20 protein-coding genes are annotated in these 20,482 nt (G+C 42.6%); 11 read left to right on the top strand and 9 right to left on the bottom strand.

Annotated features, from left to right (window positions below):
• Nucleotides 1-373: 373 nt before the first annotated feature.
• The gene (locus RMZ95_RS00385; RefSeq protein ID WP_322672576.1) at nucleotides 374-910 is read right to left on the bottom strand and encodes a pentapeptide repeat-containing protein; all 537 of its coding nucleotides are present in this window, start codon (nucleotides 908-910) and stop codon (nucleotides 374-376) included.
• Nucleotides 911-1,447: 537 nt separating this feature from the next.
• Nucleotides 1,448-2,842 (bottom strand): TldD/PmbA family protein, encoded by a 1,395-nt coding sequence (locus RMZ95_RS00380; protein ID WP_322683140.1) that lies wholly within the window; start codon nucleotides 2,840-2,842, stop codon nucleotides 1,448-1,450.
• A gap of 359 nt (nucleotides 2,843-3,201) precedes the next feature.
• Here RMZ95_RS00380 and RMZ95_RS00375 point away from each other — a divergent pair, with 359 nt between their 5' ends.
• Nucleotides 3,202-3,519 (top strand): RNA-binding protein, encoded by a 318-nt coding sequence (locus RMZ95_RS00375; RefSeq protein WP_322672574.1) that lies wholly within the window; start codon nucleotides 3,202-3,204, stop codon nucleotides 3,517-3,519.
• A gap of 119 nt (nucleotides 3,520-3,638) precedes the next feature.
• Entirely contained in the window at nucleotides 3,639-3,830 is a 192-nt protein-coding gene (gene rpsU, locus RMZ95_RS00370) for a 30S ribosomal protein S21 (RefSeq protein ID WP_069073774.1), read from the top strand.
• Nucleotides 3,831-4,188: 358 nt separating this feature from the next.
• Here the strand turns inward: rpsU and RMZ95_RS00365 are convergent, their stop codons facing one another.
• The 3 genes from RMZ95_RS00365 to RMZ95_RS00355 form a co-directional block, all read right to left on the bottom strand.
• A complete protein-coding gene (locus tag RMZ95_RS00365; protein WP_322683141.1) occupies nucleotides 4,189-5,124 on the bottom strand; it encodes a hypothetical protein in 936 nt (311 codons plus the stop codon).
• A gap of 61 nt (nucleotides 5,125-5,185) precedes the next feature.
• Entirely contained in the window at nucleotides 5,186-6,670 is a 1,485-nt protein-coding gene (locus RMZ95_RS00360; protein WP_322672571.1) for a galactose oxidase-like domain-containing protein, read from the bottom strand.
• 465 nt (nucleotides 6,671-7,135) lie between these two features.
• Nucleotides 7,136-9,478, bottom strand: coding sequence for an amylo-alpha-1,6-glucosidase (locus RMZ95_RS00355; protein WP_322683142.1), 2,343 nt, complete (start codon nucleotides 9,476-9,478; stop codon nucleotides 7,136-7,138).
• Nucleotides 9,479-9,609: 131 nt separating this feature from the next.
• On the opposite strand from RMZ95_RS00355, the gene RMZ95_RS00350 reads away from it, so the two are divergent.
• Nucleotides 9,610-10,221, top strand: a complete 612-nt coding sequence (locus tag RMZ95_RS00350) for a peroxiredoxin (RefSeq protein ID WP_069068387.1) — start codon at nucleotides 9,610-9,612, stop codon at nucleotides 10,219-10,221.
• A gap of 157 nt (nucleotides 10,222-10,378) precedes the next feature.
• Nucleotides 10,379-10,915 (top strand): peroxiredoxin, encoded by a 537-nt coding sequence (locus RMZ95_RS00345; protein ID WP_322683143.1) that lies wholly within the window; start codon nucleotides 10,379-10,381, stop codon nucleotides 10,913-10,915.
• A gap of 151 nt (nucleotides 10,916-11,066) precedes the next feature.
• Here the strand turns inward: RMZ95_RS00345 and RMZ95_RS00340 are convergent, their stop codons facing one another.
• Complete coding sequence (locus RMZ95_RS00340) at nucleotides 11,067-12,635, bottom strand: serine hydrolase (protein WP_322683144.1); 1,569 nt, start codon at nucleotides 12,633-12,635, stop codon at nucleotides 11,067-11,069.
• A 174-nt stretch (nucleotides 12,636-12,809) separates the two neighbouring features.
• Nucleotides 12,810-13,550 carry an RNA methyltransferase gene (locus RMZ95_RS00335; RefSeq protein ID WP_322683145.1) on the bottom strand — a complete coding sequence of 247 codons (741 nt, stop codon included), beginning with the start codon at nucleotides 13,548-13,550 and terminating at the stop codon, nucleotides 12,810-12,812.
• Nucleotides 13,551-13,913: 363 nt separating this feature from the next.
• Here RMZ95_RS00335 and RMZ95_RS00330 point away from each other — a divergent pair, with 363 nt between their 5' ends.
• From RMZ95_RS00330 to RMZ95_RS00315, 4 genes are all read left to right on the top strand, one after another.
• A complete protein-coding gene (locus RMZ95_RS00330; protein WP_322683146.1) occupies nucleotides 13,914-14,906 on the top strand; it encodes an ATP-binding cassette domain-containing protein in 993 nt (330 codons plus the stop codon).
• Nucleotides 14,903-15,721 carry an ABC transporter permease gene (locus RMZ95_RS00325; protein ID WP_322683147.1) on the top strand — a complete coding sequence of 273 codons (819 nt, stop codon included), beginning with the start codon at nucleotides 14,903-14,905 and terminating at the stop codon, nucleotides 15,719-15,721. The genes RMZ95_RS00330 and RMZ95_RS00325 overlap by 4 nt, the downstream gene beginning before the upstream one ends.
• Nucleotides 15,722-15,870: 149 nt before the next feature.
• Nucleotides 15,871-16,617 carry an ABC transporter permease gene (locus RMZ95_RS00320; protein WP_322683148.1) on the top strand — a complete coding sequence of 249 codons (747 nt, stop codon included), beginning with the start codon at nucleotides 15,871-15,873 and terminating at the stop codon, nucleotides 16,615-16,617.
• A gap of 283 nt (nucleotides 16,618-16,900) precedes the next feature.
• Nucleotides 16,901-17,344, top strand: a complete 444-nt coding sequence (locus RMZ95_RS00315) for a hypothetical protein (protein WP_322672562.1) — start codon at nucleotides 16,901-16,903, stop codon at nucleotides 17,342-17,344.
• A 145-nt stretch (nucleotides 17,345-17,489) separates the two neighbouring features.
• Here the strand turns inward: RMZ95_RS00315 and RMZ95_RS00310 are convergent, their stop codons facing one another.
• Both RMZ95_RS00310 and RMZ95_RS00305 read right to left on the bottom strand, forming a co-directional pair.
• A complete protein-coding gene (locus RMZ95_RS00310; RefSeq protein ID WP_322683149.1) occupies nucleotides 17,490-18,224 on the bottom strand; it encodes an anti-sigma factor in 735 nt (244 codons plus the stop codon).
• A gap of 4 nt (nucleotides 18,225-18,228) precedes the next feature.
• A complete protein-coding gene (locus RMZ95_RS00305; protein ID WP_322683150.1) occupies nucleotides 18,229-18,903 on the bottom strand; it encodes a sigma-70 family RNA polymerase sigma factor in 675 nt (224 codons plus the stop codon).
• A 480-nt stretch (nucleotides 18,904-19,383) separates the two neighbouring features.
• Between RMZ95_RS00305 and RMZ95_RS00300 the strand changes: the two genes are divergently transcribed.
• From RMZ95_RS00300 to RMZ95_RS00290, 3 genes are all read left to right on the top strand, one after another.
• On the top strand, nucleotides 19,384-19,701 hold the full coding sequence (locus RMZ95_RS00300) for a hypothetical protein (RefSeq protein WP_322683151.1): 318 nt from the start codon (nucleotides 19,384-19,386) through the stop codon (nucleotides 19,699-19,701).
• Nucleotides 19,702-19,765: 64 nt separating this feature from the next.
• Nucleotides 19,766-20,056 carry a peptidase gene (locus tag RMZ95_RS00295; protein WP_409882123.1) on the top strand — a complete coding sequence of 97 codons (291 nt, stop codon included), beginning with the start codon at nucleotides 19,766-19,768 and terminating at the stop codon, nucleotides 20,054-20,056.
• Nucleotides 20,053-20,472, top strand: a complete 420-nt coding sequence (locus RMZ95_RS00290) for a cupredoxin family copper-binding protein (protein WP_322683153.1) — start codon at nucleotides 20,053-20,055, stop codon at nucleotides 20,470-20,472. Before RMZ95_RS00295 ends, RMZ95_RS00290 begins: the two co-directional genes overlap by 4 nt.
• Nucleotides 20,473-20,482 lie beyond the last annotated feature (10 nt).

The following is a 20,482-nucleotide window of genomic DNA, read 5'->3' as shown; positions in this document are numbered from 1 at the left end:
AATCGTAAATAACACTACTTGTAGCAAACTTTTTCACAGTAATATCCTTGTGTATAAAAAATATATCCATCTGACTTTTTCTGGCAAGCAGATCGTGTGTACACACAAGTTATAGACTTCCAAATAAAAAAATATCCAACTATTTATTGTGGGGTGGGCGTCTCGCCCGCCCAGTAACCAAAGGCGTGCAAGATGCCCGCCCCACAAGATTGGATAATTTATTTCTTGGAAGTCCCTTATAGACTTTTATGCAATATTCCAAGTTCTCATCTCGATGGTATTGTCAGCTGCAACAAAGGCATTGTCAGTTAAAACAATGCCTTTGCAACTCAAAAAGACTGGTGTGTAAACTGTAGCGCCTGTGCAGAGAAGATTAAGGAATGACATTATCATCCAGAATAGTTCCTTCTATATTGGCTCCAGACAAATTTGCTCCACTCAAATTTGTCTGGTTTAAATCTGCTTGAGTGAGATTTGCCTGGGATAAGTCAGCTACAGTTAAATCTGCACCACTTAAATCCGCTCCATCTAGATTTGCTGCTATCAAGTTTGCTTCCTGCAAATCCGCCTCACTCAATTTAGTTTCAATCAATTTAGCAACCGTCAAATCAGCGTGACTCAAATTAGCTCCATCCAAAATCGCTCCATCCAAAATCGCTCCATCCAAAATAGCTTTGCTTAAGTTGCTATTACTGAGATCCGCATTGCTCAAATCTGCTCCATTTAAATCTGCTTCAATCAAACTGGCGTTGGTTAAATTAGCGTGACTCAGATTAGCTCCATCTAAAATTGCTCGATCTAAAATTACGCCACTGAGATTGGCTTCTCTTAAATTGGCCTCGCTCAAGTTGACGCCAGTAAAGTCTCTGACACCTGCGGCATAGTTTTTCAGGAGTTGATCTGCTTTCATATCTGTCGCTGTGCTAAGGAACGTTTAACTAATTCGTAATTCGTAATTCGTAATTCGTAATTTTTGAATGTAATTAGCTTTTATATATACGTGGCTTTATTTCAGTTTGGGTGTTTAAATAAGTGTCTGAAATAGTCTTTAATTACGAATTACGTTAGCGCAGTAGTAGCGAGTCTGCAAGCGAACGATTATGAATAATTTTGGACTATTCAGACTAACAGTAAATCTTCAGCACGCGCTACGGAGGATTAGTGTGATGAATCAAACTAGAGTGGATATTGAATCAACTTTGTCTAGACTAGCTATTTTTAACTACTACCGCTACTACCTAGAGTTGTGAATTAATTTCATACTTGGGAGGGATGTTGCTCACCTTAAAAGTTTAAGCATTAACGTGAGCCTCCGTTGCAGACTCACGTTAAGCATTAGTGCAAAGCGATCGCTATACTCAATTGTGGTGTTCGTCTGCTAAAGGTTATGGCAAAACTAATTCCTATTATTTTGCAGATTATGATTCTTACGACTGAAACAGATAGTTCATGTTTCCCCACCAACCACTACATCTCGAATTCGGAGGCTAGGGCCACCACAACCCACTGATAAACCATTTTGTCCTCCCTTACCACAACCGCCAGATTCATCCCAATAAAAATCATCACCAAGTCCCTCAATATCCGCTAAAGTTTGGAATACATTTCCCGAAAGCGTCACATCTCGCACAGGTTCAGCAATTTTGCCGTTCCTAATCATCCACGCTTCTCCAGCGCTAAAGGTGAACATTTCCCCATTTGTCATCCCACCCAACCAATTACGGGCATAAACTCCTTCTTTGATATCGGTGAATAAGTCTGCAACTGGTGTTTTACCCCGTTCAATCCAAGTATTTGTCATCCGCACAATGGGAGTAAAGTGATAGTTGAGACAGCGAGCGTTACCCGTAGGCGCTTCCTCCAATTTGCCAGCAGTTTCACGAGAATGTAAACGTCCCACTAAAACTCCATCTTTAATTAGTTGAGTAGTAGTAGCTGGTGTGCCTTCATCGTCGTAAAAATAGCTACCGCGATGTCCCTCTGGAGCCGCACCATCAAAAATTTGCAGTTCTTCTGGGCCAAACCGCCGTCCGATGGTCATAACTTCCAGCAGATCGGGGTTTTCGTAAGCCATATCAGCCTCAGAAAGATGTCCGAAGGCTTCGTGGACAAATAAACCCGTGAGAATTGGGTCAATGACTACAGTGTAAGTATTGCCTTTGACCGGTGGTAGAGATAAAGCGGCGATCGCTCTTTGAGCAGCATCTTTTACCTGTTCATCCAAACTAGTTAAATCTTCGTAAGCTTTGCGAGAGCCAGTAGTTTCCCGTCCAGTTTGTACGGTTTCGCCATTTCTGGCGGTGGCGGCAAAGCGCATTTCCATATCCACCCAAGATTGCTCGATCGAAGTACCTTCAGAAGTAGCAATGATTACTTTTTGGGCGCTATCACCGTAACGCACCGAGGTAGTGGTAATTCGGCGATCGACGCTTTTAAGCAATTGGGCATAGCGATCGCACAATTGTTTTTTCTGCGAGAGTGGGATATTTCGGGGATCGGTACCTTTTAGGGGTAGAATGCATACTGCTTGCACTGGGTCAATGGGTGCAAGTAAAGTTTCTTCATTACCAACCATCCGCGCAGCTGCGATCGCTTCTTCTATGCGATCTTCGATTGTTGCCAGTTGGTTAAAGCAGCTCAACCCCCATCCGCCTTTATAACAAGCGCGAATATGTCCACCAATGGAGATGCCTTCACTGAGAGTTTCTACCTTGTCGCCACGCAACAAGATATCAGTCCCTTCTGCTTCTTCAAGGCGAATCATTAGATAATCTACACGCTTAGAGTAGCGGGCGATCAGGTCAGAAAGTAAATTTTGTGCGTCAGCAAGTGTAGTCGGCATTTCCAATTAGTAACAATGACGAACTGCATTTATTTTGCAATTATTTGGGTAATTTCTGCTAATCAATATTATGAGGAGACTGGTTACAGAGAAAGATGAGGCAGTGGAAAAGCAGAAAAGAAATTGCAGTAAGTTTTTCCTCCGTACCCCTTTGCACCTCTGCTTCTTGTGCCCAATCTCCAATCCCCAATCTTGAGTTACGGTGGGTAAGAACTCAATGATGTGCTAAGATAATCAAGTGAGAATAAAATTCGGTTACATTCTTTGTTTTTAGTATTGACAGGCTTTTTCCTTTTGGTCTTAACAAACTTGCCTCCGAAATCTAAATCTCTACACACCTATGATTTTGGAGATAATGCATGTCAATTTATGTAGGTAATCTATCCTACGAGGTCACACAAGAAGACCTCAATTCTGTTTTTGCCGAACACGGTACTGTAAAACGGGTTCAGTTACCTACTGACCGTGAAACAGGACGGCCACGCGGCTTTGCCTTTGTAGAGATGGGCACAGAAGCAGAAGAAACAGCTGCCATTGATGCTCTTGATGGAGCTGAATGGATGGGACGCGATCTCAAAGTGAATAAAGCGAAACCAAAGGAAGATAGAGGTGGTTCTTTTGGTGGTGGCGATCGTCGCGGTGGCGGTGGCGGTGGATACAATAGATCGCGCTACTAAGCTTTAAGATCAAAAATTAAGTTTTAACGTCTAAAGGGCAGAATCATTATCTGCCCTTTTTGCGCTCCGGTCTACTGGATGGCTTTAATTGCCAGTACCAATTAAGTAGGAGATGATAAATGACCCAAGTATTTGTGGGCGAAAATGAAGGAATTGAGTCAGCCTTACGTCGATTTAAGAGGGAAGTCTCCAAAGCAGGTATTTTTCCAGACATGAGAAAGAATCGTCACTTTGAAACACCTTTGGAAAAACACAAACGCAAAGAAGTCGCAAGACACAAACAACGCAAGAGAAATTTCCGTCGTAATTAATAATTAGCGATACCTCCGGTTAGCGTAGCTAACCCACTCTCTCATTAGATTCTTAGCTGTCGAAAAGGCGATCGCTGTACTCCAAAGGAGAATCTAATGAGCAAGTTTTGAACTTCGGCAACCTTTCCTGATATCAGCTATCTATCAAAATCATTATAAATTTGTTTGAGTTACTGCTGTTTTATATTAATCAGAATTTCCAGGGTTAACTAATTAGAAAATCAGTCAAAAATATTCTTAATAATAAGCTGTACCCAATACTGCTTGGTTAAAGGGAAAAGGAGTGGAAGGCAAGATATATAAGGTTTTTTCCCTTTTAACCCTTTCCCTTTCCCCCAAAACCAGACATCAATTTCTTCTAAGCACGAGCACGTGTAATCTGAGCACTATCAAAGTCTTGTAGCCGAGTCATAGTTCCACTGTTCTTATCAACAATAAACACAGCATTAGGAGTCTCATATCTCATAGCTCCAAAGGCGAGGAGTTGACCTGTTGCAGAGCAAACTAAGCTTTGTAAGCCATTATTCCATGCTTGACCATTAAGTTTCAATTGTCCTAGTCTGATAGGCTTTTTTTGATTTGGATCTACCTGTACCAGAGTTGTCTCACCATACTCACCAACTACAGAGCTATAAAGTATTCCATCTGGACACTCAGCTAGATTGCTGATCCGCTCATCGTCCAGGAATTTAACCTTACTAATAGAACTTATCTCTCCTGTTTGAAGGTTAATATCTACCAATCTGATTGGTGGTGTCCCGTTCTTCTTACCTACTAAACCAATGAGCCGCCCATCATTAGTACCTAGCAAGCTCCCAAGCTGTTGATTTGGTTTAAGTCCTGAGAGTATCAAAGTTCTTACAGGCGTACCCAAAAATGTAATACGAGTAAATGTCGCCTGTCTCCGACTAATCGCAACCGGAGTAATGGCTACAACAAGTGTGCCATCGCTTAAAGAGGTAAAACCACTCAATATCTCATTAGGCTCTAATAGAGGTGTACTTTTATCCGTAAGTACCTGAGCTTTTCCTGTCATTAAGGATTGCAAAACTAGTCCTACAGGCTTAATATCTGTGCTTACACTGTTTAAGGCAGTGTTCTCTACTAATTCAGTAGTGTTTACCTCTGTAATAGCCGTTTGGTCAATAGTAACGATCGGGCTAGAACCTATACCGACAATATTTACACTTGGTGTTTCTGCCAAGGCTTTCTTGGTTAGATAACTCAGTCCAGAGACTACAGTTCCAGCAAGCGCCAACTGTCCAAACCGTCGACGTGATAGCTTGTAATTCATATTTTCCTTCCTAGAATTAATGACTTTTATTAGGTAGCGGTGCGAACATAAACAGATAAGGCTAATATATTTGCGTCCAGGTTGCTACTGAGGGTGTTCCATTGTTGTCACTAATAAAAAGCATGTACCAGCCCGGTGGTGCGATATTTCGATTGTTTATGACCGTGACCTTAACAGAAGTAGCGTTTCTAGAAATAATGGGTGCATCGACTAACCTTTGTTCTGTATCGCAAGAATGGGTAGTTGCCATTGGTCTAATAAAACTAACCCATTTAATATTCGCAGCTTGGGGTGTCTGAATCGTAAATTGCTGCCCGTAGGTCACTGTTTGAGGAGCGCTCCGAATAACTGGACGCGATCGCGACATATACGCAGGACTGTAGATTTCTAATCGCAGTTCATTGACCGTCCGTTGAGGGTTCCCTCCAGCTGCTGCGACCCTACCATCTGGTAGCAGCAAGGCCACCGAGTGATATACGCGGGGGACAGTTTGTTTAGCTACTACTGTCCAGGTATTTGTCGCTGGATTGTAGATTTCTGCTGGCAGCATTGCTTGTGTTGTGTCCTCATTCATTTTGCTACCATTGCAAACAAACACTGTGCGATCGGGCAACAAAACTGCACTGTGATGCATCCTGGCATAGTTTAACGGCTTTGCTGCTACGTAAGTTGGATTACTAGCTTTTAAATCGACAATATTTACCCTCTTGGTTGCTGTTTTACCACTACCTCCACCAAGAATCATCACCTTTTGATCTTGTGCAGGTGGTAAAAGCACACTGGCAGCTTGATCGCCAAAAGCTATGTCTTGCAGCCCTGTCACCACTTTTTCTGTAATGGATTGTGTAAATGTCTCTGGCAGGGTTAATATCCTTGGTGTCACTCCAGTAACACCCATCTGAGCACCTGAATAAAAGATTTTACCACTACTTAGTAGAAACAGATGTGCGTATGCCGGTAAGGCACTAGTTGTTGGAAAAGCGTTCCAACCATTTGGAAAGAAAGCAGAATAAATTTCTGGTTGTCTATTGAGCTTGCCATCTTTATCCGGCCCAGACACTGCTAAGACTCGACCGCTGCCTAGTGTTAACACAGTAGGATACCAGCGACCATTATTCATTGATAATATCTTGACCCATTTCTCAGCAATGGGATCGAACATCAGAGCATAGGGTGAACCATAAAATGGGTCATAGCGCAAAGTTCCACCTGCAACTAATAACTGACCATCAGGCCGGAAGGAGTGACCAGCGCAAAAAAGATCCATAGGTTGATTGTTACTATCCAATGGAGGCGCTTGACGGGAAAAGGTTCCCTTGTTTATATCCCAGACCACACTGTCATAGGGAGTATTTAACCGATTGGGATCGTTACCTGAGCCACAGAAAAAGAATATTTTACCAGTACGAAGTAGAGCCGCATGTATAGGTAGGATTGGAGCCTTGTACGACAATACTTGCCATTTATCTGTAGTAGTAGCTAGAGCAATGGAAGCCCCTAAATCTGTTGCCTCTTGGAGGTTAGTGTTGTTATTAGGTTGAGTCACTTTATTTACAAAAATTCCTACGTAAACTTCATTTTTCGTACTTTATTTTATTAATTGATTTCTTGATTTATATCTATACTTCTTTAGGCTTATTTAGCCTTAATATATGATGTTTTTCATAATCAGGAAATGTAAATTCAGCTGTTATCAATAGTAATTGTGCTATTAATCATACATCCTTTAGAGTATGTATATTAAGCCTTAATTACATTCCTACTCTCAATAATACTACATCTCATCCACGAAGTTTTCTTATAGGATATTTTCTCACAAGAGAAAATAAATATCTTTGGTTTTGCGGCCTAAATTGGTGAAATAAACGAAAATCTCTAGTCACTTTTAAATAATTAAATAAATTACTAAAAAGCTTGTATATTAAGGGTTTTGTAGGTTCCAACTAGCAATATTAATTTGTGAATGTATATTAATCAAGAATAATTATCCAAGACCATCTCTATCCTACAACTATTTTATGTAGCGGATTACTTCAGCAACTGACCAAGCTTGAGCGATCGCTCCTCTGGGTGTGTGAGGTGAATCGCCATCAAAAATCTCAGAAATAGAACCAAGACAAGCATCAAAGAAAAAATGATCTAGCAAAGGTTGCCAATCAAAAGGCAACGATTGTTGTGGATAAAAACGTTGCCAAGCCCGAATATACGGCCCAATTAGCCAAGTCCAAACAGTGCCTTGATGATAAGCGCGATCGCGTTGCTGTTGATTGCCCTCATATTTTCCTTTATATTCTGGATCTCCTGGATCGAGACTGCGAAGACCATAAGGTGTGAGCAAGCTGGTAGTTGCCAAATCTAATATCTGACACCCTTGCTGTTCGGAAAACCCACAATGGTGTAACGACAGCGCCAAAACGGCATTGGGACGAATTTGAAAATTCCGGCGATCGTCTGGTTCAATAGTATCGTACAGATAACCTAGCTGAGGATTCCAGAATTTTTGCAGTGAGGTTTTCATATGTTGTGCTTGGTTAGCATAACGCTGTGCTTGCTTAGTGAGACGCACTGGTGAGCCATATTCCATTTGGCTCAAGCGCTCTGCCCATTGACTCAGCCAACATAAAGCAGAATACCACAGTGCATTGATTTCCACTGGCTTCCCATAACGGGGTGTGACGGGGTGTGTCCCAATTACCACATCCATCCAGGTGAGAGCTACACCACGAGCATCCCAACTAACTAGTCCGTCGGTAGCATCGACCTGGATATTGAAATGTGTACCACCGACAAACGCTTTATAGATTTGCTGTACTACAGGGAATTGCTCTGCCAAAAAATCCCAGTCTTGGGTAGCTTCTAAATAAAGTCCTAAAGTTTCAATCCACCACAATGCCGCATCAATACTGTTATAAATTGGTTCGCCATTGAGATCGGGAAATGCATTCGCAATCAAACCGTGGCGACAATAATGCCCAAAAGTTCGCAATACTCCTTTTGCGAGGTCAAAACGCTGTGGAACTAATGCCAACCCCGGTAAAGCGATTAATGTATCGCGTCCCCAGTCATTAAACCAGTGATAACCAGCAATAACCGTAGGGCCTGCAATTGAGGCTCGATAGACGATAAAGCGATCGCTTGCTTTAAGTAGTTGTTGCCAGATTGGAAATTGGGCATTGGGGAGCCAGTGCGTTGGGCGGCTTTGCCGACTTGAAGCAACTGGCGTCATTGGGCATTGGGCATGGAGAAGAGACAAAGAAGACAAAAAAGAAGGGGGAGACAAGGGAGAGATTTTCAATAATTCCTCCTTGTCCTCCTTGTCTCCCCTGCTCCCCTGCCCCTCGGTCACTGAGCGTAGCCGAAGTGCTGCCCGTCTACCTCCCTCTCTCCATCCAAAAATCTGTGAGAGCCTTTCTTGCTCTGCCTCCACAGCTTCTGTGAAGGTTGTGACGGTGAGAACACCTGGCACTGAGTCGGGAAAACCTACTCGTGCTTCTAAAGTCACCGTATCTCCTGGTTGAAGTGTGACTATCAAGTAACCAGGACTGTGGAGGTCTTCCTTGTCGCCTAATCCTCGTTTTGTCTCCTCAGACAATCTATAATCCCAATACCAAACTGCATCTGGTTGATAATTTCCTTGTGTCCAACGCAAGTGCCAAGGTATGCCGAAACGCCCAGAATTGATTGCTTGTAAACAGACTTGCTGTTCCCCTAGCAATTGTGAAAACTGTAATTCTTGACTAGCAATCTGCTGGTGATGAAAGTCACGTTCTGCTATCAACAGTCGCAACCGTAAAATCGCTGTTTCAGTTCCCTCATAGCGATACTGGATTAAAATTCGATGGCAAAATTGGGGATTGGGGACTGGGGACTGGGGACTGGGGACTGGGGACTGGGGACTGGGGAGTGGGCATTGGTTATAAATTATTCTTCCCTGCCCCTGCTCCCCTGCTCCCCTGCTCCCCTGCCCCTGTGTCCCTTCGTCCCCAATCCCCAATCCCCAGCCTTCATTCCCCACCAAACCATAGGGCATCACAAATTGTCTGGTTAATTGCCAGTTATCTTGACCCCAAGTCCATTTAGGAACTGGGTTAATATCAAAACGGCGTAGCTGTTCATAGCCTGTTCGCTCAATCTGACCGTTACCCCAAACATTTGTGCCCAGTGCCACAACGCGCCCTAATATTTCCAAGCTAGCTTCTAGGTGCGAAAACAGCAGAGTCCTTCCAGAAGGTGGGTTTGTGGCGGCAAACAGCCAACCATGATAAGTACGCGTGCGGACATCAGAAACTGTACCGCTGGCAAAACTTCCTAAGCCGTTGGTAAGTAACCATTCTCTTGTATCTAAATCAGGCATTTGCTACTCAAAATCGTTATGAGTATGATATAGTCGTAACAGATCGTAATTAAACTGTGAGAGCGTGGATGGGTAAATTTTACTTGACCCAAATTCCAACGCTACTAAACCGATAAAGGAGAATTAGGTTAATGTCCCTTACTTACGGAACCGAAGGAAGCCTCCGCGTTGGTCAACAAGCTCCCGATTTCACAGCAACGGCTGTGGTAGATCAGGAATTTAAGACAATCAAACTTTCCGATTATCGCGGTAAGTATGTCGTCCTGTTTTTCTACCCACTAGACTTTACCTTTGTTTGTCCTACTGAAATTACAGCATTTAGCGATCGCTACGAAGAATTCAAGAAAATCAATACTGAAGTCCTTGGGGCTTCGGTTGACAGTGAATTTTCTCACCTTGCTTGGATTCAAACAGATCGTAAGTCTGGTGGCGTCGGCGACCTGAATTATCCTCTAGTCTCCGACATCAAGAAAGAGATCAGCGCCGCTTACAACGTTCTTGACCCAGCAGCAGGCATTGCCTTGCGTGGTCTGTTCATCATCGATAAAGATGGTATTATACAGCACGCCACGATTAACAATCTAGCTTTTGGTCGTAGCGTTGATGAAACCCTGCGGACATTACAAGCAATTCAGTATGTTCAGTCTCACCCTGACGAAGTTTGCCCAGCTGGTTGGCAACCTGGTGACAAGACCATGAATCCTGACCCAGTGAAGTCTAAAGTCTACTTCTCTGCTGTCTAAATTTCGCTAGCTAAAAAACTCTAATCCAGCTTTTTGGAGTTGAAAGCAAAATCAATGAAAACCACAGATAAACAGAGATACACATTAAACAATGTCAACCTCCGTAAATATCTGTGGTTTTTTCTAAAATAGTATTTAAATAACCAAGGTTAAAAATATGTTGACTTCAACTGACTTTAGTGGCTTATTAAATGAGCGATTCTTCCGTAATTTTTTACCAGTTCCAGCTAGCAATCAACTCAGATTGGGAGTAGGAACACCTGATTTTCAATTGCCAGATATTACCAACGGAACTTTAGTAAAGTTGTCTGATTATAAAGGCAAACAACCAGTGTTACTCGCCTTTACTCGCATCTTTACCGAAAAGCAATATTGCCCTCTTTGTTTTCCTCACATCAAAGCTTTGAATAAAAACTACGAGCAATTCAAAAATCGCGGTATAGAAGTTTTAATAATTACTAGTACTGATGAAAGGCAGAGTCAAATAGTTGTCAAAGATTTAGGCTTAAAAATGCCACTTTTGAGCGATCCTAGTTGTCGAGTATTTCGTACATATCAAGCAGGGCAGGCACTGGGAGCGCCTTTACCAGCACAGTTTGTATTAGATAAAGAAGGAAAACTGCGCTACTGGCATTTATTTTCTTTTTTGGATCGTAATGCTAGTGTTGAGACATTGTTAGAACAATTTAATTGACTATAAATATTCAAAATAAATTGCGTTTAATGTTGAAAACTAGCTATTAGGAATTGGAACTCTTAAGATTTGAATGGTAATTTAGACCCTAATCATAATATCATCAAATCTTAATAGTTTCATTTGTTTGAAAAGTATTACGAATTACAAATTATCTTTGAGGATAATATTGAGGATTCGCAACTTGGGGCTGATAACCGTTTGTGGGTATTGTACTTCCCATGCCGTTAGGTACAGGAGTGGCAACAGGAGGCTGATAAATGCTCATGGGCGCAGTGCCTGTTGTAGCGTTAGGTAAAGCAGGATTCGCAACCTGGGGCTGATAACCATTTGTGGGTATGTTTGTAGTGGTGTTTGGTGTGACAACATTCTGGCTAAACTCTTGGTAGGCTGCACGAGAAATTGAGCTAATCAATTTTTCGGCGCGAGGATCGTTTGCAGGACGTTGTACCATTACAGAGGCTATATAGCGCTTGCCAGTTGGAACCACAATTAAACCTGTATCTGCCAACATTGTACCGATATCACCCGTTTTGTGGTATGCTCTTGCACCTGTTCCCAAACCTGCTGGCAGCAGAGTGTCTTTTTGGGTGCGACGCAAGATATCAAGCATGAGATCGCGTGATGGCATACTGACTAAATTTCCTTGACTCACAATTGCCATCAAATTCCCTAGTTCTTTGGGGCTAGTAGTGTTTGTCCCTTGCAAATCTGGGAGTTGATTACGAATTGTTGTGGTTGTCAATCCCCAGCTACGGAAACGCTGGTTTAAGGCGTCTATTCCTCCCAGTCGGGCAATCAGCATATTTGTCGCCGTGTTATCGCTGATTGTAATCATTTTAGTGACTACTTCCAAAGCGGCGTACTGAGTTCCTGGTGGTTTGTATTGCAGATTTCCTGAACCGCCAGCGACCATATCTTGTTGCATGGTCAGCATATCATCTAGGCGAATCTTCCCCGCGTCTACATCCTGGAAAAAGGCAATCAAAATCGGCACTTTAATCGTGCTAGCCGCTGGAAAACTCGTAGAGGCATTGATATCTACATAATTACCAGTATCCAAATCTACTAAGAAAATTCCCGGTGTAAGATTTGGGTTGGTGGCCGCCAAATTTTGCACGGCATTTTTCAAAGAGGTAATTTCTTGAGATAGGTATAGACTCGAAGCTGCGGCTGGGGGAGTTTGGGTAGGTTGTGGTTGCGATCGCGCCACATTACTAACATTATTATTAGATTGCGACGCCGAATTTGTGCTGATGCGATTGGCTGGGTCTAATACTGACAATACAGTGCCCACAATTGCACCCATCCCAACACCCACAATCAATAACCGCAAAACATACAATACGGTTTTGGCCATTGGCTTTAACTGGGTTTTTCGCGATGAGCGTCTGCCTGTTTTTGGCTTTTCCATCCGCACTGTTTTAACCATCACAGCACCCGGTCGAAAGGGAGGAATTTTTCCCTTAACACTAGGTATTGGTTTTACTGCCGTTGGCATAACTAACCCCGATTTTACCCTACGTGTAGCGCCAATTGGGGGAGGACTGATTTGATTTTTTGGGCGTGTTAGTGCCCCTTCTTGTCCATTTGTAGTTTGCTGCTGACTGTTAGCTTTAACTCTTTTCTTTACCACTTTTTGAACTTTTTGTGGCTGCGGGCGGCGATTTAAGGGTTGACGCCGCGAGAAAGCTGTTAGTTCGCCACTTGATTCTGACACCGTTACTCCTTGTGACCCACTTGACTGTTTTCTTGCAGACTCTTGACCCCAAACTTAATTTTTAAGCAATATTAATACTCAAATTCCACTTTGCCACTAAGTAGCATTTTTGTGTTTAGTTTAAGCCATATTAATTATTTTGGGGAGATGATTGCGTATATATTAAACGAATAATTACAAGTTTTCACTATTCTTCTGGTTTTTCAGGGCCCATTCTACCTGCTGCAAAATTCCTCGCAGCATGGCCACCTCCCCAGTTTTCAAGTGAGCGCGATTATATAATTGGCGAAATTTTCCCATCCGACTAGCTGCCGTATGGGGATATACATAACCAATTTTCAGTAATACTGATTCTAATTGCTGGTAGTATCCTTCCACAACATCCAAGGGTGCGAGTTCAGTTTGAGGTAAGGTTTGAGTGTCAAGTTTTTGGGCAGATTGTGACAATTCATAACAACAAATTGCGACAGCAGTAGCCAAATTTAGGGCGACATAATCTTGACTTGTGGGAATGCCAACAAACCTCTGTGCATAATTTAATTCTTCATTGCTTAATCCCCGGTCTTCTCTGCCAAAAATCAGGGCTGTGGGTTTTTCTGGCTCCTCCAGTAACCAGGGTAGTGCAGTGCGGGGATTTTCTAAAGGTGTTTCTAAACTGCGAACGCGACCAGTAGTAGCGATCGCCCGTACACATCCATGCAATGCTTCTGGTAAAGTTGCCACTATTACCGCAGATTCTATAATTTCCTGAGCGTGAACAGCCATCATCAAAGCTTCCGTCGATAGCGGATCGCATTGGGGGTTCACTAATACTAAATTATATAGACCGAAATTTTTCATTACCCTGGCGATCGCGCCGATATTGATCGGCCCAGCTGGTTCTACCAACACAATTCTTAATCCAGCCAAGCCCATTTTTTGCCTCCTGCGATCGCACCAGATAATACTTACAGGTTATTTTTCAGCGTTGTGGTTCTGCTGAAGAGTTTCCTTGAAATCATTTTAGCGGTGTAAGTGAATGCCTGCGTCATGAAGAAGGGTGTAGGGGGTAGGGTGTAGGGTGTAGGGAAAAAGACGTGGGGATTGCATTGGCAATTTACTTATTATTAAATGATATATCTCGAAATTTTTCATTTGCCTAGCGATCGCTCCGACATTACTCACCCCAGCTACTACCAAGACAATTCCTAATCCAGCCAAGCCCATTTTACATTTTATTGCCTTCTGCCTCCTGCCCCCTGTACCCTGCCTTTCTTGGCAATAACAGACTAACAAAATATGTCTCACATTCTGGTCGAAAATCTCAGGAAGACTTTCTTTGTGTCTGAACGTTCCTCTGGGCTTTTCGGTTCAATACGAGGACTTGTGCAGCGAAAAACTAAAGAAGTTTATGCCCTCAAAGGAGTTTCGTTTTCCCTGGAACGGGGAGAACTTGTAGGATACATTGGCCCGAATGGAGCCGGTAAATCGACCACGATTAAAATTTTAAGCGGTATTCTCGTACCTTCCAGTGGAAAATGCCTAATTGGCGGACGAACTCCTTGGAAAGATCGAATCAAGCACGTTAATCGCATTGGTGTAGTGTTTGGTCAAAGAACGCAACTCTGGTGGGATTTGCCAGTGATTGAGTCTTTCGATTTGCTGCGGGATATTTATCGCGTTCCCCAATCAGAGTATCGTCAGACACGCGAAGAAATGATTGATTTGCTTGGTCTTGAAAGCTTTCTCTCCACTCCAGTGAGGCAGTTAAGCCTTGGTCAAAGGATGCGATGTGACTTTGCAGCCGCAATGCTTCACAGACCGGAAATTCTTTTTCTTGATGAACCTACTATTGGGCTTGATGCAGTTTCCAAGCTTGCAGTCAGAAAATTTATTAAAACCCTGAATAAAACTCATCAAGTAACCACCATCCTAACTACCCATGATATGGATGATATCGAGGCATTGTGCGATCGCATAATTATTATTGGTGGAGGTGAAATTCTTTGTGATGGAACTTTAACAGCATTGCGTTCTCAAGTTTCCTCGCGTCGGTATTTAAGAATCGACTTAGCAAAGGATGATTTCTTTTTTGAACAACAAGGAGTCAGTATTATCTCTAAAGAAGGTCGCACAGTAACTCTAGCGTTCGATCCCACAAAGCTTTCTGCTGCATCTTTGATTAGCCGAGTTACCTCACAACATGAAGTAGAGGATCTTTTTGTAGAAAATCCACCTATTGAAGAGATAATTGCGGAACTTTATGCAATTTCAGCAGGAATTTTCCTATGAAAGCATATTGGTCACTGTTTGTTGCTAGATTTACACTGCTGTTGCAATACCGTGCTGCTGCTTTGGCTGGCATTGGAACTCAGCTTTTCTGGGGGTTAGTAAAAATAATGGTTTTACAGGCATTCTTTACTCATACAACCTCTGCTCAACCTATGACTTTTCAACAAGCTGTAGGATATGTGTGGCTGGCACAGGCGTTTTTGATGGCAATTGTCCCTTGGGGAGGTGATAAAGATATTCAAGAACTCATCCGAACTGGTGCTGTAGGATACGATCTTCTCCGACCCACAGACCTTTATAATTTTTGGTTTACTCGCGCTTTGGCACTTCGCACAACGCCCCTGATACTTCGTAGCATTCCGCTTCTTGGAGTCACAATTTTTATTTTTCGCATTTTTGGGCTTGATGAATGGTCGCTTTCTTCTCCACCCTCCTTTGCTTCTTTTGTTGCCTTTTTTATCTCTTTTATTGGCGCAATTTTACTTTCATCTGCATTAACTATGCTTTTGACTGTATCAATGATGTGGACAATTTCGGGCGAGGGAATTAATAGTATTCTACCTACTCTTGTTAGTATCTTCTCTGGCATGATTGTTCCGTTGCCACTTTTCCCTGAGTGGAGCAAGCCTTTTGTAAATGCACTTCCTTTTTCAGGACTAATAGACAAACCTTTTCGTCTTTTTACTGGAAACCTTCAACCAAATTCCCTGTTTTATATATTACTGCATCAAGCTTTTTGGATAGTTGTCATTATTATCCTTGGGCGTGTTCTTGTGAGATATGGCATCAGGAAGCTTGTAATTCAGGGAGGATAAGTCAATAATTCGTAATTCTTAATTAGTAATTAGTAATTTTTTAAGCATTAAAATAGGTTAAATAGTTTATTTTAGATAAGAATTACAACGCGACTATGAATGATTTTTTGCTTTACCTTCGATATATTTCTGTATCTTTCAAGTCGCAAATGCAGTACAAAGTTTCTTTCTGGCTGCAAGTCATAGGGCAGTTTTTAGGCACTGCTGTTGAATTTTTTGGAATCTGGGCACTTTTTAGTCGTTTCAATAGTATTGGTACGTGGACTTTAAATGAAGTTGCTCTCTTTTATGGAGTAGTTAATATTTCTTTCGCCTGTGCTGATGCGCTTGGAAAAGGGTTTGACTCATTTACAACAATAATTAAAAGTGGAGACTTCGACCGTTTACTTGTTCGTCCACGCACCACAGCACTTCAACTGTTAGGTAAAGAGTTTACTTTAAAACGAATCGGAAGACTTTTTCAAGGAATTGTTGTTATGTGGTGGTCACTTTCATCTCTCCACATTTCTTTAACTTTTAAAACTTTATGGCTTTTAGGCACTTCATTTCTTGGTGGAGTCGCGCTCTTTGTTGGCATTGTTATTATGCAAGCAACCATCACCTTCTGGACTATTGAATCTCTCGAAATTATGAATATCCTCACTTATGGAGGAGTCGAAACGGCTCAGTACCCTCTTGCAATTTATAGCAAGTGGTTTCAGCGATTCTTTACTTTCTTGATACCGCTTGCTTGCGTCAGTTATTTTCCTTTGCTTGCAGTACTTGAAAAAGAAGATGCTTTTTTAGTGCCTTTGTGGTTTTGTTATGTATCACCAATCGCAGGCATTATCTTTCTAATAGTTGCGCTCCAGCTTTGGAAAATAGGAGAGCGATACTATTGTTCTACTGGCAGCTAAACAAAATTTTAGGTGTGTACTCAGACGTATTTTAAATGGACAGATTTACTTTTGTTGCACAGTTTGGTTTTATTGCACCGACTTACTTAAATGAGGAATTCCCCATATTTATGCTGATTTACGTGTAATTACATACGCATTATCGAAAAAATGAAGTATAAAGTAACAGGGCAGAAAGAGAGTTAAAAACAAAAATAAAGATTCTTTTTAGAAAAAATATTTTCGCCATCCTCGATTTCTACTGCCCAACTTTCACGAAACATAGTTGGAGATCATAGAATCTATGCAGCACGTATTTAAGCAAAGTTTTATACTTTCAGTCACTACTGCGATCGCTTTATTATTTGCAGGTTGTGGCGAAAGTAAAGTTGCTCAATGTAACAAAATCATAAAAGTTGCTAATCAGGGATCTACTCTAGGTCAGGAATTCGCTAAAAATCCCAATCCCGCAAAAGGTTCCAAAGCTCTAACTGAACTTTCTGGTAAGATAGATCCACTTGCCAAAGAGATGAAAGCACTGGAAATTAAAGATGAAAAATTGCAAGGTTTTCAAGGACGCTTTATCACACTTTATCAAAACATCAGCAAGCAATTGAATAATGCAGCAACAGCCATAGATAAAAAGAATCTACCAGCAGCAAAGGGCTTTTTGGTATCTCTGCAAAAGAGTAGTAGCGAAGAAAGTTCAATAGTCAATGAAATTAATAGCTATTGCTCTGGTAAATAACCAACTCTTGCTCCTACCTCTGCAATTATCAGTGCTGGATTAGGTAATCCTATGGGATTAATTACCACTCCAGACCAATAGGTGCGAATGGCTTGACCTTGACGCAGATTTTTGATTTTGAGGGATAGAGCATGAGTTACTGAGGTTAGATATTGGTCAATGAGTTACTCTGCATCACGATAGTTCCGGTTGGATAACGATTAGTTTCAGACAATTCCAAAGTCACGAATAATCCAGAGATACCTGTGTCATAAAAGTCGGCAGGCATCCAGAATTTATCTAGCACCTTTCCCTGAGGATTAATTTTCAGAGTGCCACAGGGAATTTTTTCGCCATCAGCGATCGCCCAAAGTCGATATACTTTTCCTGTGGGGGGAGCCGCCAGATTTTGCACGGCTAGAATCCCCTGTCTTTGTCCTAGATTCACCACAAAGCTACCTGTCGCGGTATCCGACGCATTCACAGCCTTGAGAGAGAAAAGTTGTGTTTGGGACTGTTGCAGTAGGGTATTGATATCACTAGCCATACGGAAATCCTGTCGCAAGCGATAGTTATCCATTCCTAAATACAGAATTAGGAGTGCCGCGACACTACCCATGACGTTGTACCAGAAAAGCCGAGATGGTTTGGGCTGGGAGGATTGGAAAGTCGTGGTAGCGGCAGTCAGAATGGCAGATTGGAGATGGGGAGGCGGTTCAACGCTATTTAAGCTGTAAACAACCTGGTCTAAAGTTGCCTGAAGCCGCTTCACTTCTGCCACTAATGCTGGATTTTCTGCCAGCAGTTGCTCGAAAACTTCTAGTTCGGCGCGATCGAGGTCGCCCACAACATAGCCTGCTGCCAAGGTTTCGATTGCTTGAGGAGTAAGGGGTTCAGTCATAACCTTAGTCAATGGAGTGTTGTAAAAGTTGCTTCAGTTTCAAGAGTCCCTGGTGAGTCCAGCTTTTCACGCTTCCCAGGGGTTTATGCAGTTGTTGGGCAATTTCTGATTGGCTCAGTCCGGCATCATACGCCAGTTCAATCACCTGTCGTTGCCGGTCTGAAAGCTGAGTCAATGCCTGCCGCACTTGCTGCGATCGCTCATTGAAAACAGCCTGCTCAACCGGAGTAGGCGCAGGGGGTGCAGCAGTAACGTTCTGCCCCCAACGTTGCACCAAATTAAGGGTGCGACTGCGCGATCGCAGTTTGTCGATCGCCCGCGATCGAGTCATGACAATCAGGTAGCGCATCAAACGATCGTGGTGAGCCGGGTCAATCGGACGCTGCCATAATGACAGAAAAATTTCCTGGGTTAGGTCTTCGGCTTCCGGCTGGCTTTGCAAAACTTTCAGCGCCACTCCATACACCACGCTGCCGTAGCGCTGGTAGAGACACCTTAACGCCGTTGGCAGATGTGCCTTCAGGTCATCCAAAAGTGCAGCATCGCTCTTCGATGAAGGTTCTGATGAATGGCGATCGCGAGAACTTAGATCCATAGATTCAGGTGAATAGACCGAGGCTAATTTCTCTGCAAAAATGCCTAATGTATCTTGCAGCGTGAGTGCCAATCCTGATTTCATAACTTCTTTTGAGCATAGAGCAAACCTACTCCGATCTCTAAAACGATTGATGAAGCTAATTGGATGAGTCTAGCGTCGAAATTTTTTAGAAGTCGGTTATTTCGTTCTGATTAACTTGCACCCCAAACCGAATGAACCGCAAACAGCAGTCTAGCAAGGACATTTAAAAAGTTTAAATCCAAAATTAGTTGCCAGTCGTCTTAAAGGTAGAGACAAGTAAGTAACCCAGTTAGCATTCTTTTCAGGCAGAAGTTGCAACTAAATTCCTGAGATCGCGCTAATTGCTTACCTACCCACTCCTACAGCTTTTAACACTGGCCATTGCACTGCAATGTCCCGACGAAATTTATATCGTCAATTTGCAACGCCCTTTTTTGGCAGTTTGGATTCGACCAATTTGCCTGAAAGTTTGTGCTGCATCCCAGCATTGAAGGTCAGTAAAACCGCTGTAGCCAAACAACCAATCTTAGAGGTAATTCTATGCGACGCTCTATTTCTGTGCTGTTAACAACACTGCTGCTGTTTGCCGCCATTTTGCCTGCTGCCGCGCAGACCCAAACCGCACCAACCAGCTTCAATCCCTACATGGCAAAGCAACCTTCTACAAACCAGCTTAATTCGTTTAATCTGGCAACTCTTGCGTATCAAGGCTACTTAAAAGACCAAGGCATTCCCAGCAATGGTGCATTGATGTCAGCGATCGCTTCTGGAACGATCGCGGCTCAAGACATTATTCAAGCTGCTGTTAAAGCGAATCGACTACCTAAAAACACTAAGCGATCGAGGCTATCGCCATAACCTTGAAAATCAATTGCAAGGATTTACAGCAGACTAAAAAACTGGCGTTACTCAATTAATTATGATGAAAAACACATTTCGCAAGTACCATCGGCTAATTGCTACACTCTTTTGTTTGCCATTACTCTTTACTGCTCTGACTGGTATTAGCATTGCCATCGCCGACACATGGTTGCATCAAGAAGAGCTTGCTGCATTTTTAATCACTGTTCACACCTTCCAAATCTTCAAACTCGATGCCATTCTGCCAGTTTTGAATGGGCTAGGCCTGATTGGCTTAGTGGCTACCGGACTCTCGCTGACCGGACTATTTGCTAAACGCCATCAACCAAAGCGGATAAAAGAACGCTCATGAAATACATTTCTTATTTTTTCATAGCGATCGCCAGTGCCTTTCTGGTCATCCTGTTGTCGTTGTCATCCTGTAGTCCAAACCATAAGGCAACAACTAACCAACCAATGGCGATGACAGATCGACCCAACGAGCAACCCCAAACTAGCCAACAAACTGCCGATACTACGGTCAAAATTCGTAATTTCAAATTTGAGCCAGCGAATTTGGCTCTAGCTGTTGGTAAAACGGTTCAATTTATCAATGTCGATGAAGAACCCCACACGGCTACGGCTACGGATGGTACTTTCAACTCTAAAGCACTGGATACCAATCAAACCTGGAACTACACCGCCACTAAACCCGGAACCTATCCCTATATTTGCTCAGTTCATCCCTTTATGAAAGGGACGCTGACAGTAACAAATAAGAAAAATTAACCAGAGGAAT

The sequence above is a fragment of the Nostoc sp. DedQUE07 genome, assembly GCF_034530975.2.
In the GTDB taxonomy this organism is placed as follows: Bacteria; Cyanobacteriota; Cyanobacteriia; order Cyanobacteriales; family Nostocaceae; genus Nostoc.
The sequence above is the reverse complement of the archived record's forward strand: the minus strand, read 5'-3'. Positions and strand labels throughout refer to the sequence as shown.

What these genes read in the sequence shown, in the direction of transcription:
- RMZ95_RS00385 (WP_322672576.1), bottom strand. Translation starts at nt 910, where the DNA reads ATGAAAGCAGATCAACTCCTGAAAAACTATGCCGCAGGTGTCAGAGAC.
- RMZ95_RS00380 (WP_322683140.1), bottom strand. Translation starts at nt 2,842, where the DNA reads ATGCCGACTACACTTGCTGACGCACAAAATTTACTTTCTGACCTGATC.
- RMZ95_RS00375 (WP_322672574.1), top strand. Translation starts at nt 3,202, where the DNA reads ATGTCAATTTATGTAGGTAATCTATCCTACGAGGTCACACAAGAAGAC.
- rpsU (WP_069073774.1), top strand. Translation starts at nt 3,639, where the DNA reads ATGACCCAAGTATTTGTGGGCGAAAATGAAGGAATTGAGTCAGCCTTA.
- RMZ95_RS00365 (WP_322683141.1), bottom strand. Translation starts at nt 5,124, where the DNA reads ATGAATTACAAGCTATCACGTCGACGGTTTGGACAGTTGGCGCTTGCT.
- RMZ95_RS00355 (WP_322683142.1), bottom strand. Translation starts at nt 9,478, where the DNA reads ATGCCTGATTTAGATACAAGAGAATGGTTACTTACCAACGGCTTAGGA.
- RMZ95_RS00350 (WP_069068387.1), top strand. Translation starts at nt 9,610, where the DNA reads ATGTCCCTTACTTACGGAACCGAAGGAAGCCTCCGCGTTGGTCAACAA.
- RMZ95_RS00345 (WP_322683143.1), top strand. Translation starts at nt 10,379, where the DNA reads ATGTTGACTTCAACTGACTTTAGTGGCTTATTAAATGAGCGATTCTTC.
- RMZ95_RS00335 (WP_322683145.1), bottom strand. Translation starts at nt 13,550, where the DNA reads ATGGGCTTGGCTGGATTAAGAATTGTGTTGGTAGAACCAGCTGGGCCG.
- RMZ95_RS00330 (WP_322683146.1), top strand. Translation starts at nt 13,914, where the DNA reads ATGTCTCACATTCTGGTCGAAAATCTCAGGAAGACTTTCTTTGTGTCT.
- RMZ95_RS00325 (WP_322683147.1), top strand. Translation starts at nt 14,903, where the DNA reads ATGAAAGCATATTGGTCACTGTTTGTTGCTAGATTTACACTGCTGTTG.
- RMZ95_RS00320 (WP_322683148.1), top strand. Translation starts at nt 15,871, where the DNA reads ATGCAGTACAAAGTTTCTTTCTGGCTGCAAGTCATAGGGCAGTTTTTA.
- RMZ95_RS00315 (WP_322672562.1), top strand. Translation starts at nt 16,901, where the DNA reads ATGCAGCACGTATTTAAGCAAAGTTTTATACTTTCAGTCACTACTGCG.
- RMZ95_RS00310 (WP_322683149.1), bottom strand. Translation starts at nt 18,224, where the DNA reads ATGACTGAACCCCTTACTCCTCAAGCAATCGAAACCTTGGCAGCAGGC.
- RMZ95_RS00305 (WP_322683150.1), bottom strand. Translation starts at nt 18,903, where the DNA reads ATGAAATCAGGATTGGCACTCACGCTGCAAGATACATTAGGCATTTTT.
- RMZ95_RS00300 (WP_322683151.1), top strand. Translation starts at nt 19,384, where the DNA reads ATGCGACGCTCTATTTCTGTGCTGTTAACAACACTGCTGCTGTTTGCC.
- RMZ95_RS00295 (WP_409882123.1), top strand. Translation starts at nt 19,766, where the DNA reads ATGAAAAACACATTTCGCAAGTACCATCGGCTAATTGCTACACTCTTT.
- RMZ95_RS00290 (WP_322683153.1), top strand. Translation starts at nt 20,053, where the DNA reads ATGAAATACATTTCTTATTTTTTCATAGCGATCGCCAGTGCCTTTCTG.